Here is a 14,772-nt window from a genome sequence, read left to right as displayed (position 1 = left end):
CGGCATCGGTCGCGGTACCGTGGACCCCGGAATAAATCCGGGGTGACGGATTCGGCAACGAAATCGCTGAATGCCGATCCGGCCCGGTTGCCAGCCTACGCCGGGATAACGGCTGCTTCCACCCGGACGGATCACGACCTTATATTCCTGAAATCCCCCGCTTGCGTAGCCGCGCCTGCGCGACGCGATAGGCGACCGGCTCGGCGATGCTCAGCCGCCGTCGCGCCGTCTCCAGCGGCTCGGCCAGCAGTGCCTCATAATCCTCGGCATGCAGCCACCGCGCGCGGCGGCCATGGCGATAGCCTTCCCACACCGCTTTCGCGAAACCCCGCTCGCCGGTAACGCGCAGCGACTTCACCGCCGCGCCGATCCCGATCGCCGCCCAGCCCCATCCGCCGGTCTGGGCATAGGAAAAGGCGACTAGGCATGCCTCGCCCAGATGTTCCTCGGCGGTATAGCCGGTCAGGACGTGCCAGATGTCGTGGACGTCGCGCTCGCGCCGGCCGAACCACGCGACCGGATGCTCGATCCGCTGCCAGCCCTCGCCATCGGCATAGCTGAGGTCGGCCAATCCCTGCGCCGAGAACCCGGTCCGGTCGAGGAAGCCGCGATAGGCCGCCCCAACGCTCCCGTCAGGCAGCGCGTCGAGCCATGCCTGGTCGGAAAACCGTTCGGACAGCTCGACACGATCATAGGCCAGCTTGCCGCCGCCCGGTACGGTCAGCAGCTGGGCATAGTTGCGGTGGCTGGTATCGGCGTTCAGCGCGCGCATGATGCGGAACACCTGCACCGTGTCATCGCCATTTGCCAGCAACCGGCGCAGCGCCGCCCATGCCGCGCGCCAGTCGCGCGCCATGGGCTGTACCGGTTCCACCGCCTGCGTCGCCATGCCCGACTCCATTGCTTACAATGATGTCAGTATGACGCCGCAGGCCGGCGGGTTCAAGCGCCGCGCGGTCCGTCGAGCGGCGCGCCCGACGGCGTCACCGGATCGGCTTCGGCCAACGTATCGTCAGGGTTGTTCTTGTTGGCCCGCACCGACGACCAGAACGCCAGACCGATCAGGCTGGCACCGATCAACCCGGTGACGGTTTCGGGGATATGCAGGTTCCGGTTGGCCGACAGCAGCATGATGATCGCCAGCGCGATGATCGCGTAGAACGCCCCATGTTCGAGGTAGCGATATTCGCTGAGCGTACCGTGGTCGACCAGCATGATCGTCATCGACCGCACGAACATCGCGCCGATGCCAAGGCCGAGGGCGATGATGAACAGGTTGTTCGACAGTGCGAACGCCCCGATCACCCCGTCGAACGAGAAGGACGCATCGAGCACTTCCAGATACAGGAACGACGCCAGCCCCGAGCGTGCGACCGCGCCGGTCACGGCATCGGGATCGCCTTCCAGCAGGGTGCCCAGTCCGTGGACGACGATGAACGCCACCAGCCCCAGCATGCCCGCGACGAGATAGGTCAGCGCCTCGTCGGTGGTGAGCAGGGTCGACACCGCATACATCACCAGCAGGACGATGCCGATAGCGACGCCGCTGATCTGCGACAGGCCCGCGATCGGCCGTTCGATCGGCGCGATCCAGTGGGTGTCCTTGTCGGAGTCCAGAAAGAAGTTCAGCCCGACCATACCGAGAAACGCGCCACCGAACCCGGCGATGCCGATATGCGCGCCTTCGATGATTTCCTGATACCGTTTCGGATCACCCGCCGCGAGTTCGATCGCCGCGATCGGTCCGACCTTCGCCGCGATGGCGACGATCGCAACCGGGAACAGAATCCGCATGCCGAACACCGCGATCAGCACGCCCCATGTCAGGAAGCGGTGCCGCCACTTGTCGTCCATGTCGCGCAGCACCGTTGCGTTGACGACGGCATTGTCGAACGACAACGACACTTCGAGCACGCCGAGCACGGCGGTGATCCACAAAATGCCGAGCGTCCCGGCGACATTGCCGGTCAGCTCCCATCCCAACCATCCGGCCAACGCCAAACAGATGGCCGTGAAGATAAACGAACCCTTGTAATATTTCAGCAGCACCGACGCCCCCTTGTCCGATCGCCGGCCGGAAAGGCCGTCTACCGCGTTAGCGTTCGAATAGCGTGTCGGGCGCGCCAGTCAAAGGATCAGCCGCTGCGTTGCGGCGAAACCGGCAGCCGCTCGACAATCTGCGCGTCGCCGCGCTCGCACGAAGCGCTGACCACCGGATAGGACAGGTCGGTATTGCGCGCGAGCATCGCCGGCATCGCCGCGCGGCATTCCGCCACCGACGTGTAGCTCGCCGGGGCGATCCGCTCACGGGTACAGGCCGCGCCGTCGTCGCCGCAACCCAGGATCGCCATGATGTAAACCAGTGGTGCCATCGCCCGTCTCCTACCGTGGTTTCAATCCGCAATCGCGGCAGATGTTCCGACGAAGCGTTGCGGCGGCGCGCCCGACGCCCCAAATGGCGCTTGCAATGCCCCCTGAAACCCATCTCGCCTCCGGTCCGACCCGACCGATGCTGGCGACGCTCCGCCGCTTTCTCCCCTATCTGTGGCCCGCCGGGGCCACGGGGCTGAGGGTCCGCATCGTCGCCGCGCTGGCGCTGGTCGTCGCGTCGAAGGTGGTGCAGGTGCGCGGCGCGCCGTTTGCGTTGCAGGGCGCGATCGACACGATGGCGGCGGGGTCGCGGGGTGCGCTGTGGCTCGTCGTCGCGCTCGTCGCGGGCTATGCCGCCGCGCGCTTTGCGGGCACCCTGTTCGACAATCTGCGCAACGTCGTGTTCGAGCGCGTCGGACAGGACGCGACCCGGCGGCTGGCGGCATCGGTGTTCCGCCACCTCCACGCGCTGTCGCTGCGCTTCCACCTCGAACGGCGCACCGGGGCCGTCACCCGGGTCGTCGAACGCGGCACTAAGAGCATCGACACGATGCTGTATTTCCTGCTGTTCAACATCGCGCCGACCATCCTCGAACTGGGGCTGGTGCTGTGGATCTTCGGCACGCGCTTTGGATCCTGGCTGGTCGCGGGCACGCTGGCGATGGTGGTGATTTACATCGCCTTCACCCGCCTCGTCACCGACTGGCGTTCATCCCTGCGCGAACGGATGAACGACCTCGACACCGGCGCGGTCGCCCATGCGGTGGATTCGCTGCTGAATTTCGAGACGGTCAAATATTTCGGCGCCGAGGAGCGCGAGGCCGCCCGCTACGACCGTGCGGTCGCGGGCTATGCCGATGCAGCGGTGAAGTCGGAAAACTCGCTGGCGCTGCTCAACATCGGGCAGGCGTTCATCACCGCGCTGATGCTCGGCGGCGGCATGGCGCTGATCGTGTTCGGCTGGGCGCGCGGCACGTTTTCGCCGGGCGACGTGGTGCTGGTGTCGACGCTGCTGACCCAGTTGTTCCGCCCGCTCGACCTGCTCGGCATGGTCTATCGCACCGTGCGGCAGGGCGTGGTCGACATGGGCGCGATGTTCGACCTGATCGACACGCCGGCCGACGTCGTCGACCGGGCGCAAGCGCCCGCGCTGTCGGTGACACAGGGCGCGGTCCGGTTCGAGAATGTCTCGTTCGGCTATGGCGATGGCCGCGCGATCCTAAGTGGCATCGATCTCGACGTGCCGGCCGGCACCACCCTCGCCGTCGTCGGCCCCTCAGGTGCGGGCAAGTCGACGCTCGCCCGGCTGCTGTTCCGCTTCTACGATCCGACGGCGGGGCGCATCACCATCGACGGACAGGATATTGCCGGCGTCAGCCAGGCGTCGCTGCGCGCGACGATCGGCATCGTCCCGCAGGACACGGTGCTGTTCAACGACACCATCGGCTACAACATCGCCTATGGCCGCGCCGATGCCACGCCCGAGGCGGTCGCCGAAGCGGCGCGCGGCGCGGCGATCGCGCCGTTCATCGCCGCGCTTCCGCAAGGGCTCGACACCCGCGTCGGCGAACGTGGCCTGAAACTGTCGGGCGGCGAGAAACAGCGCGTCGCCATCGCGCGCACGCTGCTCAAGAACCCGCCGGTCCTGATCCTCGACGAAGCGACCAGCGCGCTCGACAGCCGGACCGAGGCCGACATCCTCGAAACGCTGGCCCGCATCGAGCGCGGCCGCACCACGATCGTCATCGCCCACCGCCTGTCGACCGTGGTCCACGCAGACCGCATCGTCGTGCTGGAGGCCGGCCGCGTCGTCGAAAGCGGATCGCACGGCGACCTGCTGCGATCGGGCGGGGTCTATGCCGAGATGTGGGCACGCCAGGCCGCCGAACGCGAGGCGGCGCTGGCGGAGGCTTGAGGGGTTTCACGCGAAGGCGTGACGGGTGCTAAGAAGAATAAGGGAAGTTTGGTTCGCGCAGAGGCGCGGAGGCGCAGAGGGGTTGCGGCCCACGATCGCCCCGCGCCGAATGGCGCTGCACCATGTCACTTCGTGGATCGAGAGACGCTGCCGCGTCCGATCCCTCTCCGCGCCTCTGCGCCTCTGCGCGAACCAACCTTCTTCGCGCGCTTCGCGCCTTCGCGTGACCCAATCCACCAACCGGCATAAACCAAAAAGGACCCTTCCTACCCCCCAAGCGTATCCCGCTGCGATGCCGGAGGACCCACGCATGAACGATCGCCTGCGAAAGACGCTGACCACCACCGCCCTGATCGGCGGCGTACTGGTCGGGTGGACCGCCATCGCCGCAGCGACGGCGGACGCGATGGTGCCGCCCGACGGCGATTTCGTCGATGTGCCCGGCGCGCGGCTCCATTATGTCGATACCGGCGGCACCGGCCCCACGCTGGTCATGATCCACGGGCTGTACGGCCAGCTCCGCAATTTCTCCTACGCGTTGACGCAGGCGATCGGCGGCGACCATCGCATGATCCTGATCGATCGCCCCGGCTGGGGTCATTCGACCGTCGAGGGCACCCCGCCGCCGATCGAGACGCAGGCGCGGATGATCGCCGACGCGATCGATGCGCTCGGGCTCGACCGCCCGCTGCTCGTCAGCCATTCAATGGGCGGCGCGGTCGCACTCGCGCTGGCGCTCAACCACGCAAGCAAGGTGCGTGGGCTCGCGCTCATCGCCCCGCTCACCCGGCCGGTGCAGGCGATGCCGCCGGTGTTCCGTGGCAAGGTCCCGCCCGCGCCCTTGCGCGGTCTTGCCGCATGGACGATCGGCACGCCGCTCACCACCCTGACCGGGATGGCGGTCGCCAACCAGATTTTCGCGCCCGATCCGGTACCGGCCGACTTCGGCACGCGCGGCGGCGGACTGCTGACGCTGCGCCCCTCGGCCTATGAAGCCGGTGCGTTCGAGATCGGGGACGCCAATCGCGCGCTGACGTCCATGGTGCCGCGCTATGCCGACATCACCCTGCCGGTCGCGATATTGTACGGGGCCGACGATCACCTGCTCGATCCCGCCGCGCAAGGGGCCGACACCGCGCAGGCCATTCCCGGCGCACAGCTCACGCTGATGCCCGGCGGCCATATGCTGCCCGTCACCCATCCGCGCGAAACCGCCGCATGGCTGGCCGCCCGGTGAGGCACGTCCGCGTCGCCCTGCTCGCGCTGCTGCTGACCGGTTGCAACGCGCATGGCGACGGCATGGGGCATATCCTCGCCGGCACCGGCATCGCCGCGCGCGAGCCCGACTATGACGTGCCCTATGTCCCCACCCCCGAGCCGGTGGTCGACGCGATGCTCGACTTGGGGCAGGTGAAGGCCGGCGACACGCTGATCGACCTCGGCTCGGGCGACGGCCGCATCGTCCTCGCGGCGGCGGAGCGCGGGGCCACCGCCAGCGGCGTGGAGATCGACGCCGCGCTGGTCGAGCGCGCCCGGCGCAACGCCGCGCTCGTCTCGCTGGCGGACAAGGCGCGCTTTTCCCGCGCGAACCTGTTCGACGTGCCGCTGGCGCAGGCCAACGTGGTCACGATGTACCTGTTGCCCCGCATCAACCTCGCGCTGCGCCCGCGCCTGTTGACCGAACTCAAACCCGGCACCCGCATCGTCACCCACGCTTTCGACATGGGCGACTGGCGTGCCGATGGCGAACGGCTGGTCGGCGACCGTCGCGTCTATCTGTGGATCGTCCCGGCAGTGGCCGGGGGCGAATGGCAGGCGACGCTGGCCGATGGCACCACCGTGCCGCTCACCCTCGACCAGCGGTTTCAGGACGTGACCGGCACCATGGGCGGCACCGCGCTCACCGGATCGCTGCGCGGAACCATGCTGCGCTTCACCGCCGGCGGCCGCAGCTACACCGGTCAGGTCGGTGAAGCGACGATCACCGGCCCCGACTGGCGCGCGACACGGAACCGATAGCCTCCCCCCTCGACGCCCCGCTCCCGCATCCCTAGGTGAAGGCCGATGGCGCTCGACCCGATCCCCGTATTGCAATCGACCTTCGGCTTTCCCGACTTTCGCGGCGTCCAGCGGCAGGTGGTCGACCGCGTGCTGGCCGGCGAACGCACCCTCGCCGTCATGCCGACCGGTGCCGGCAAGTCGCTGACCTATCAATTGCCCGCGCAAATGTTGCCGGGCACCTGCGTCGTCGTCTCGCCGCTGATCGCGCTGATGCACGACCAGTTGCGCGCCGCCACCGCCGTCGGCATCCGCGCCGCGACGCTGACCTCGGCCGACGACAATCGCGCCGAGACACGCGGTCGCTTCCTCGACGGCGATCTGGACCTGCTCTACGTCGCGCCCGAACGTGCCTCGGGCAGCGATTTCCGCGAACTGCTCTCGCGCGGCAACCTGTCGCTGTTCGCGATCGACGAGGCGCATTGCGTCAGCGAATGGGGCCACGACTTCCGCCCCGACTATCGCCTGCTGCGCCCGCTGTTCGACCAGTTTCCCGATGTCCCGCGCCTCGCGCTCACCGCCACCGCCGACGCGCATACCCGCGCTGACATCCTCGACCAGCTCGGCATTCCGCACGATGGGCTGATCGTCGCCGGCTTCGACCGGCCCAACATCCGCTATCACATCTCGCCGCGCGATCAGGGCACGCGCCAGATCGCCGACGTGATCGCCGCCACCCCCGGCCCCGGCATCGTCTACGTCCAGTCGCGCGCCGGCACCGAACGCCTCGCCGAAGCGCTCGCCAAGACCGGCCGCCCGGTCCGCGTCTACCACGCCGGGCTCGACCCCGCCGTCCGCCAGCGCAACCAGCATGAATTCGTCGCGTCCGAGGATATGGTGATGGTCGCGACCATCGCGTTCGGCATGGGGATCGACAAGCCCGACGTCCGCTTCGTCGCCCACGCCGGCCTGCCCAAATCGATCGAGGCCTATTATCAGGAAACCGGCCGCGCGGGCCGCGACGGCGATCCGGCGGTCGCGCACCTGTTCTGGGGCGCCGACGATTTCGCCCGCGCCCGCCAGCGCATCGGCGAGGTCGAACCGTCGCGCCAGCCGGGCGAGCGCCAGCGGCTCAACGCGCTGGGCGCACTGGTCGAGACGGCGGGGTGCCGCCGCGCGATCCTGCTCCGCCACTTCGGCGAATCACCCCCCGAGTTCTGCGGCAACTGCGACAATTGCCTCTCCCCACCCAATGCGGTCGACGCGACGCAGGTCGCGCAGAAATATCTCTCGGCGGTGTTCCGCACCGGAATGATGTTCGGCGCGACCTATATCGAACAAGTGCTGACCGGCCAGTCGACCGAACGCAGCATGACCAACGGGCATGAAAACCTCTCGGTCTGGAACATCGTCGACGGCGATGAAGTGGCGCTGCTCAAGCCCGTCGGCCGCGCGCTGCAACTGCGCGACGCGCTGCGCGCCAACGACCATGGCGGCCTCGAATTCGGCCCCGCCGCGCGCGGGTTGCTCAAAGGGGGCGACACGCTGTCGCTGATCGTGCCCCCGAAACGCGAACGCCGCCGCCGGGGCGACGCCACCCCCAACCCCTCGGGCGATCCGCTGTTCGAGGCGCTGCGCGCCAAACGCCGCGAACTGGCGCAGGAGGCTGGCGTGCCGCCCTATGTCATCTTCCACGATTCGGTGCTGCGCGAGATGGCGGCGGAACGCCCGCAGACCATCGGCGGCCTGCGCCGCATCACCGGCATCGGCGAAAAGAAGCTACAGGCCTATGGCGACGCCTTCTTGGGCGTCATTCAGCAATACTAGGCCAGTCCGACATTCAACCGGAACACCACCGAAACTGCTCCCCTCCCTGACAAGGGAGGGGTTGGGGGTGGGTAGGTTCGGGGTGGACGCTACGTTCCCTCGCAGGTCAACCCACCCCCGACCCCTCCCTTGTCAGGGAGGGGAGAAGCGGAACGTCGATCCGACATTTGCACGCCCCCGCCCCCCACGCTACACCCGCCCCCATGGACATCCGCCGTATCGACGACCGCATTTCGGTCAGCCCGCAGATCACCGCCGACGACGTGGCGACGCTCAAGGCGCAGGGCTTCACCGCCATCGTCAACAACCGCCCCGATGGCGAGGATGCCGGCCAGCCCGACGGCGACAGCATCGCGGCAGCGGCGGAAAGTGCGGGCCTAACCTATCACGCGATCCCGATCACCCATGCCGGTTTCAGCCATCCGCAGATCGACGCGATGACCGCCGTCCTCGCCGACGCACCGGGACAGGTGCTCGCCTATTGCCGCTCGGGCACCCGCTCGTGCAACCTGTGGGCGCTCGCCAGCGCCAAGCAGGGGGAGGCATCGGACACACTGGTCGCCAAGGGGCAGGCGGCGGGCTACGACCTGTCGGGAATGCGCCCGACGCTCGACGCGCTGTCGGGTAGATAAGCCACATTCGTCACTCCCGCGAAGGCGGGAGTCCATACACGCAACGCCTGCGCATCCTGTCCGAACCGCAGCGTCTATGGACTCCCGCCTGCGCGGGAATGACACAGGGGCAGGTGCTACTCCTGCCCCGCATCCCCCAGCGTCCCCGCGAACGCCTCGAAATCCTTCGCCTCGCGGAAGTCTTTGTAAACACTGGCAAACCGGATGTAGGCGACCGGGTCGAGGCCCTGCAACCCCTCCATCACCAGCTCGCCGATCCTGAGCGACGTGACCTCGCTGTCGCCGGTCGTCTCCAACTGGCGCTGGATGCCCGACACGATCCGCTCGACCTGAATCGGGGTGATCGGCCGCTTGCGGCACGCCGTCGCGACCGATCGCAGCAGCTTGTCGCGATCGAACGCCTGCCGCCGGTCGTCGGACTTCACGACGGTCAGGTCGCGAAGCTGGATACGCTCGAACGTGGTGAAGCGCGCGCCGCAGCCGCTGCACTGGCGCCGCCGCCGGATCGCCGCGCCGTCGTCGCTCGGGCGGCTGTCCTTCACCTGGCTGTCTTCATGGGCACAAAAGGGGCAGCGCATCGTCATTCCTGTATTCGAGGCTACCCCGGAACCCGGCCGATCGCTTGGGACCGGCCGTGTTTCACTCAATAACGCGGCTTCTTCGCCTTGAAATAGGCATAGCCGGCACCCGCCGCCGCGCCGATCAGCGGGCCGACGAACGGCACCGGGATCGCCACGACCGCGCCCAGCGCGCCCCATTTCGCCATGCTCTTGCCGAGCGTCTTGTCCTTCACCATGCGTCTACTCCTTACAGACCGGGATAGATCGGGAACCGCTCGCACAGCACCCGAACCCGGGCCTTAACGTCCGCCTCGACCTGCGGGTCCCCGGCTTCGCCCTTCGCGCGCAGACCGTCGAGCACGTCGGCGACCATGTGGCCGATCTCGGTGAACTCGGCCTCGCCGAAGCCGCGCGTCGTGCCGGCGGGTGATCCGACGCGGATGCCGCTGGTCTTGACCGGGGGCAGCGGATCGAACGGGATGCCGTTCTTGTTGCAGGTGATGGCGGCGCGCTCCAGCGCCTCGTCGGCATCGCGGCCGGTGACGCCCAGCGGCGTCAGGTCGATCAGCGCCAGATGCGTGTCGGTGCCGCCGGCAACGACGTTCGCGCCGCGTGCCTTCAGCGTCGCCGCCAGCGTCTGCGCATTGGCCACCACCGCGCGGATATAGTCCTTGAACTCGGGCCGCAGCGCCTCGCCGAACGCCACCGCCTTGGCGGCGATGACGTGCATCAGCGGACCGCCCTGAAGGCCGGGGAACACCGCCGAGTTGATCTTCTTGGCGATCGCCTCGTCATCGGTCAGCACCATGCCGCCGCGTGGGCCCCGCAGCGTCTTGTGCGTCGTGGTGGTGACGACATGGGCATGGCCGAACGGCGTGGGGTGCTGCCCGGCGGCGACGATCCCCGCGAAATGCGCCATGTCGACCATGAACTTCGCGCCCACCTCGTCAGCGATCGCGCGGAACCGCGCGAAATCGATCTGGCGCGGATAGGCCGACCCGCCGGCGATGATGAGTGTCGGGCGATGCTCCTTCGCCAGCGCCTCGACCGCGTCGTAATCGATCAGATGCGTCTCGCGGTCGACGCCGTACTGCACCGCGTTGAACCACTTGCCCGACATCGCCGCCTTCGCGCCGTGGGTCAGGTGGCCCCCGGCGTCGAGGCTCATGCCCATGATCGTGTCGCCGGGCTTCGTCAGCGCCAGCATCACCGCGCCGTTCGCCTGCGCGCCCGAATGCGGCTGCACGTTGACGAAGCCACAGCCGAACAGCGCCTTGGCACGGTCGATCGCCAGTTGCTCGACCTCGTCCGACGGGTGGCAGCCCTGATAATAGCGTTTGCCGGGATAGCCCTCGGCATATTTGTTGGTGAAGACCGACCCTTGCGCTTCCAGCACCGCCTTCGACACGATGTTTTCCGACGCGATCAGCTCGATCTGATAGCGTTCGCGCTCCAGCTCATGGGCGACGCCGGCGAAGACGGCGGGGTCGGCATCGGCGAGCGACGTGTCGAAGAACCCGGCGGGGCGGAACTGGTCGATAGCGGTCATGGGTCAAGCGGCTCCGAAGGAGAATGGGCTTGCGCGCGCACTTAGTCGCCCTGTCATCGAAATGCCACCCGGCAGATGGGGTTTGGTTCCCTTCGGTGCGGGGGAATTGCGTTTCACGCGAAGGTGCGAAGGGCGCGAAGAAGAAGGGTTGTTCGCGCAGAGGCGCGGAGGCGCGGAGAGGATTCGGACGCGGCAGCGTCTCTCTTATTTCACAGGTCGACTCCCCTGCACGAAACGTCACCCCAGCGAAGGTCGGGGTTTCACGCGGCTCCGGTCACGCACACCCACCGGGAGATCCCGGCATTCGGTGGGATCGATCGACATTCCGTCGGCCGTAACGCCAGCAAAGATCATCTCCGTCACCCCGGACTTGTTCCGGGGTCCACCTGGCCGCCCACGCTGTCGCAAGTGCCTCGAGCGGCACCGATCGCTGCACGGTGGACCCCGGAACAAGTCCGGGGTGACAAAGGAGGATAGTGTTTTCGACTACGGACTGCACCGGAATAGCTGAATGTCGATCGGCCTTAGGACGACGTTCGTTTCAGGGCACGCACATCAAACGCCAGCGGCAAGCAATAGGCCTATTCGGCGCGGAACGCCTGTGAGCCGAAACCCCTCCGCGCCTCTGCGCCTCTGCGCGAAAAACCTTCTCTTTCTTCGCGCCCTTCGCGCCTTCGCGTGAACCCAGTTCAGACCGGCGGATTGCCCAGCTTGTCCACCCGCCGCCGATGCCTGTCGCCCCCGAACGGCGTCATCAGAAACGCCGACAGGCAAGCCTTCGCCATTTCCGACCCCACCAGCCGCGCGCCCATCGCGATCACATTCGCGTCGTTATGCTCACGCGCCAACGCGGCGGACAGCGGTTCCGATACCAAGGCACAGCGGCACGCCGCCACCCGGTTCACCGCGATCGAGATGCCGATTCCCGACCCGCACAGCGCCACGCCGAAGTCGGCCTCGCCGCCCGCCACCGCCTGCGCGAGCTTGTAGCCATAGTCGGGATAATCGACGCTCGCCGCCTCGTGCGGCCCAAGATCGGATACGTCATGCCCCTCCCCATGCAACCAAGTGGCGAGTTCTGCCTTGAGCGCGAGGGCGGCATGGTCGGAAGCGAGTGCGATACGGGCCATGGCGCAGCTTCTAGCGGGACGTGACACGGCGCGCTAGGTCGAGAAGAAGGCAATGCCTAAGGAGTCGGGCGGATGCGATGGGCGATGATCGGACTGGGACTGTCGGTGGCACTGGCCGGCTGCGGAGCGAACGAACGGCGCAGCGAAGGGGCCGCCACCCAGGCCGCGATCGAGAACAGCGCCGAGGCCGACCTGCCGGCCCCCCGCTCGCCTACCCCGTCGGCGACACCCACGCCGACCCCCAGCGCCACCGCCACGCCGCTGGCGAGCGCCACGCGCTATCTCGGCCGCTGGACCGGCGTCGAGGGAATGTACCTGGTCGTCAGCGATCCGGCACAGGACGACGTGCAACTCGAGATGCAGTATGACCTCGACAACAAGGGCAGCTTCGCCGGCACGGTGACGCCCGAGGGCATCCGCTTCGAGCGCGGCGGCGAAACGCTGCTGCTGCGCCCTTCCGACGGCGCGGCGACCGGCCTCAAATGGCTGGCGGACAAGCGCGACTGCCTGACCGTGGCGTCGGGTGAAGGCTATTGCCGTGACTGATCCGGTCGTCGAACCGTCGCGTAAGCCACCGGTGTCGGCGTTGCTGCTCGGCTATGCCGGGCTGTTGCCGCCGATCATCGCGATCGTCGTGTGGCTGACCAATCCGTTCCTCGGCGGGCTCCTGCTGACGCTATCGCTGCTCTACGCCGCGCTGATCCTCAGCTTTCTGGGCGGCATGTGGTGGGGTGCCGCCGCCGCCCGCGTCACCGGGGCCGGGCTGGCGCTCTGGCTGGCGGTCGCGGTCGTGCCCTCGCTCGTCGCGCTGGCGGCGGGTGCGGTGTTCTTCCCATCCCCGACGTCGGGCGCGGCGATCCTCGCCGCCGGGCTGCTCGTATCGCTCACGGTCGACATGGCGCTGGTGCGCGCGGGGCATGTCCCGCCATGGTGGATGAAGCTGCGGGTGCCGCTATCGGTCGGCCTCGCCGTCCTGACGCTGGTCGCCGGGCTGCTGTTGGAGCGGGTGATAAGCGGACTTTGATCCGCGCGTGGGTGTGACGATACGAAGAGGAAGGTCGGCTCGCGCAGAGGCGCAGAGAGGATTCGGACGCGGCAGTGTCCTTCGTGAATTCCGGTCCCATCTACCTTGAAACAAGGCGTTATCCCAGCGAAGGCTGGGATTTCCCGGGGCTGGTGCGCGACAGGAGCCGCTTGAGGCCCCAGCCTTCGCTGGGGCGACGCCTCGATCAAACGGTATGAAACGACCGTGAGCCGCAACCCCTCCGCGCCTCAGCGCCTCCGCGCGAACCCAAATTCTTCTACTTCTTCGACCTTCGCGACCTCCGCGCGGACCCGAAATCAGGCCGCCTTGCGCAACTCCAGCCGGCCCCAGATCTCGACCAGCGCCGCCGTCAGGTCGCGCATCATCGCCTCGTCATGGGCCGGCCCCGGCGTGAAGCGCAGCCGCTCGGTGCCGCGCGGCACCGTGGGATAATTGATCGGCTGCACATACACGCCATATTCGCGCAGCAAGATGTCGCTGATCCGCTTCGCCTTCACCGGATCGCCGACCATCAGCGGCACGATATGCGTGGTCGTGTCCATCACCGGCAGCCCCGCGTCAGCGAACAGCGCCTTGAGCGTGCCCGCCGCCGCCTGCTGCCCGTCGCGCTCGGCGCTTGATGCCTTCAAATGCCGCACGCTCGCCAGCGCGCCCGCGACCAGCACGGGCGACAGCGAGGTCGTGAAGATGAACCCCGGCGCGTAAGAGCGGATCACGTCGATCACCGTGCGGTCGGCGGCGATATAGCCCCCCATCACCCCGAACGCCTTGCCCAGCGTCCCCTCGACGATCGTCAGCCGGTCGGCCGCGTCGTCGCGCTCCGAAATACCGCCGCCGCGCGCGCCGTACATGCCCACCGCATGCACCTCGTCGAGATAGGTCAGCGCATTATACTTGTCGGCCAGATCGCAGATCGCGTGGATCGGCGCGACGTCGCCGTCCATCGAATAGACGCTCTCGAACGCGATCAGCTTCGGGACGGCGGGGTCCTCGGCCGCCAGCAGTTCCTCGAGGTGATGCAGGTTGTTGTGGCGGAACACCCGCTTCTCGCAGCCCGAATGGCGGATGCCGGCGATCATCGACGCATGGTTCAGCTCGTCGGAAAAGATCACGCAGCCCGGCAGCACCCGCGCCAGCGTCGACAGCGTCGCCTCGTTCGATACATAGCCGCTGGTGAACAGCAGCGCCGCTTCCTTGCCGTGCAGGTCGGCGAGTTCGGTTTCCAGATCGATATGATAGTGCGTGTTGCCACCGATGTTGCGCGTACCGCCAGAGCCCGCGCCGACGTCGTGCAGCGCTTCCTCCATCGCCGCGATGACGGCGGGGTGCTGCCCCATCGCGAGATAGTCGTTCGAGCACCATACGGTGATCGGCTTCGGCCCGTTGTGCCCGGCGAAGCAGCGCGCGTTGGGGAACTGTCCCTTGTTGCGCAGGATGTCGATAAAGACGCGGTAGCGCCCTTCCTCGTGCAGACGATCGATCGCCTGGGCGAAGACACGGTTATAATCGACCGAGCGGGCCGGACGTGCGTCGATGCTCATGGGGCGCGGGTGTACCCGTTGAAACAAGGCGTTGCCAGCGGATAAAAGCGGTCACGCTGATCGTCAGCTTGGACATATTGTCCCATCTGCCGGGTAGCTTGCCCGGTTTCACGCGAAGGCGCGAAGACGCGAAGAAAGGTTGTTCACGCGGAGGCGCGGAGGCGCAGAGAGGACCCGGACGCGGCAGCGTCTCTCCCAATCCGAC

Annotated in this window: 15 protein-coding genes; 7 read left to right on the top strand and 8 right to left on the bottom strand. The window is 67.6% G+C overall.

Features of this window, described 5'->3' with window-relative positions:
* Positions 1-139: 139 nt before the first annotated feature.
* The 3 genes from LRA89_RS02250 to LRA89_RS02240 form a co-directional block, all read right to left on the bottom strand.
* The gene (locus LRA89_RS02250) at positions 140-889 is read right to left on the bottom strand and encodes a ubiquinone biosynthesis protein COQ4 (RefSeq protein WP_230768835.1); all 750 of its coding nucleotides are present in this window, start codon (positions 887-889) and stop codon (positions 140-142) included.
* A gap of 53 nt (positions 890-942) precedes the next feature.
* Positions 943-2,046 (bottom strand): DUF475 domain-containing protein, encoded by a 1,104-nt coding sequence (locus tag LRA89_RS02245; protein WP_056499362.1) that lies wholly within the window; start codon positions 2,044-2,046, stop codon positions 943-945.
* Positions 2,047-2,135: 89 nt separating this feature from the next.
* Positions 2,136-2,372, bottom strand: a complete 237-nt coding sequence (locus LRA89_RS02240; protein WP_055758412.1) for a hypothetical protein — start codon at positions 2,370-2,372, stop codon at positions 2,136-2,138.
* Positions 2,373-2,467: 95 nt separating this feature from the next.
* On the opposite strand from LRA89_RS02240, the gene LRA89_RS02235 reads away from it, so the two are divergent.
* The 5 genes from LRA89_RS02235 to LRA89_RS02215 all read left to right on the top strand — a co-directional run bounded on the left by LRA89_RS02235 (position 2,468) and on the right by LRA89_RS02215 (position 8,742).
* Complete coding sequence (locus tag LRA89_RS02235) at positions 2,468-4,285, top strand: ABCB family ABC transporter ATP-binding protein/permease (RefSeq protein ID WP_230636052.1); 1,818 nt, start codon at positions 2,468-2,470, stop codon at positions 4,283-4,285.
* Positions 4,286-4,595: 310 nt separating this feature from the next.
* Positions 4,596-5,522 (top strand): alpha/beta fold hydrolase, encoded by a 927-nt coding sequence (locus LRA89_RS02230; RefSeq protein WP_230636050.1) that lies wholly within the window; start codon positions 4,596-4,598, stop codon positions 5,520-5,522.
* On the top strand, positions 5,519-6,304 hold the full coding sequence (locus LRA89_RS02225) for an SAM-dependent methyltransferase (RefSeq protein WP_230636048.1): 786 nt from the start codon (positions 5,519-5,521) through the stop codon (positions 6,302-6,304). The genes LRA89_RS02230 and LRA89_RS02225 overlap by 4 nt, the downstream gene beginning before the upstream one ends.
* Positions 6,305-6,349: 45 nt before the next feature.
* Positions 6,350-8,110, top strand: a complete 1,761-nt coding sequence (locus tag LRA89_RS02220) for a RecQ family ATP-dependent DNA helicase (RefSeq protein ID WP_230636046.1) — start codon at positions 6,350-6,352, stop codon at positions 8,108-8,110.
* Positions 8,111-8,313: 203 nt separating this feature from the next.
* On the top strand, positions 8,314-8,742 hold the full coding sequence (locus LRA89_RS02215; RefSeq protein WP_230636042.1) for a TIGR01244 family sulfur transferase: 429 nt from the start codon (positions 8,314-8,316) through the stop codon (positions 8,740-8,742).
* A gap of 116 nt (positions 8,743-8,858) precedes the next feature.
* Here the strand turns inward: LRA89_RS02215 and nrdR are convergent, their stop codons facing one another.
* From nrdR to rpiB, 4 genes are all read right to left on the bottom strand, one after another.
* Entirely contained in the window at positions 8,859-9,320 is a 462-nt protein-coding gene (nrdR, locus tag LRA89_RS02210; RefSeq protein WP_082448146.1) for a transcriptional regulator NrdR, read from the bottom strand.
* A gap of 65 nt (positions 9,321-9,385) precedes the next feature.
* Positions 9,386-9,538, bottom strand: coding sequence for a hypothetical protein (locus LRA89_RS02205; RefSeq protein WP_164490767.1), 153 nt, complete (start codon positions 9,536-9,538; stop codon positions 9,386-9,388).
* An 11-nt stretch (positions 9,539-9,549) separates the two neighbouring features.
* Complete coding sequence (glyA, locus tag LRA89_RS02200; RefSeq protein WP_230636041.1) at positions 9,550-10,851, bottom strand: serine hydroxymethyltransferase; 1,302 nt, start codon at positions 10,849-10,851, stop codon at positions 9,550-9,552.
* A 689-nt stretch (positions 10,852-11,540) separates the two neighbouring features.
* Positions 11,541-11,981 carry a ribose 5-phosphate isomerase B gene (gene rpiB / locus LRA89_RS02195; protein ID WP_056499057.1) on the bottom strand — a complete coding sequence of 147 codons (441 nt, stop codon included), beginning with the start codon at positions 11,979-11,981 and terminating at the stop codon, positions 11,541-11,543.
* A gap of 72 nt (positions 11,982-12,053) precedes the next feature.
* Here rpiB and LRA89_RS02190 point away from each other — a divergent pair, with 72 nt between their 5' ends.
* Both LRA89_RS02190 and LRA89_RS02185 read left to right on the top strand, forming a co-directional pair.
* Positions 12,054-12,527: a hypothetical protein gene (locus tag LRA89_RS02190; protein ID WP_230636039.1), complete on the top strand. Its 474-nt coding sequence runs from the start codon at positions 12,054-12,056 to the stop codon at positions 12,525-12,527.
* The gene (locus tag LRA89_RS02185; RefSeq protein WP_230636037.1) at positions 12,520-13,005 is read left to right on the top strand and encodes a DUF3429 domain-containing protein; all 486 of its coding nucleotides are present in this window, start codon (positions 12,520-12,522) and stop codon (positions 13,003-13,005) included. The genes LRA89_RS02190 and LRA89_RS02185 overlap by 8 nt, the downstream gene beginning before the upstream one ends.
* 317 nt (positions 13,006-13,322) lie before the next feature.
* On the opposite strand, the gene hemA is transcribed toward LRA89_RS02185, so the two are convergent.
* Complete coding sequence (hemA, locus tag LRA89_RS02180; protein WP_230636035.1) at positions 13,323-14,567, bottom strand: 5-aminolevulinate synthase; 1,245 nt, start codon at positions 14,565-14,567, stop codon at positions 13,323-13,325.
* Between the last annotated feature and the right edge of the window lie 205 nt (positions 14,568-14,772).

Origin of the sequence: Sphingomonas sp. Leaf4 (assembly GCF_920939515.1) — a bacterium.
In the GTDB taxonomy this organism is placed as follows: Bacteria; Pseudomonadota; Alphaproteobacteria; order Sphingomonadales; family Sphingomonadaceae; genus Sphingomonas.
Note: the sequence above shows the minus strand (reverse complement) of the source record. Positions and strands in the feature narration are given on the sequence as shown.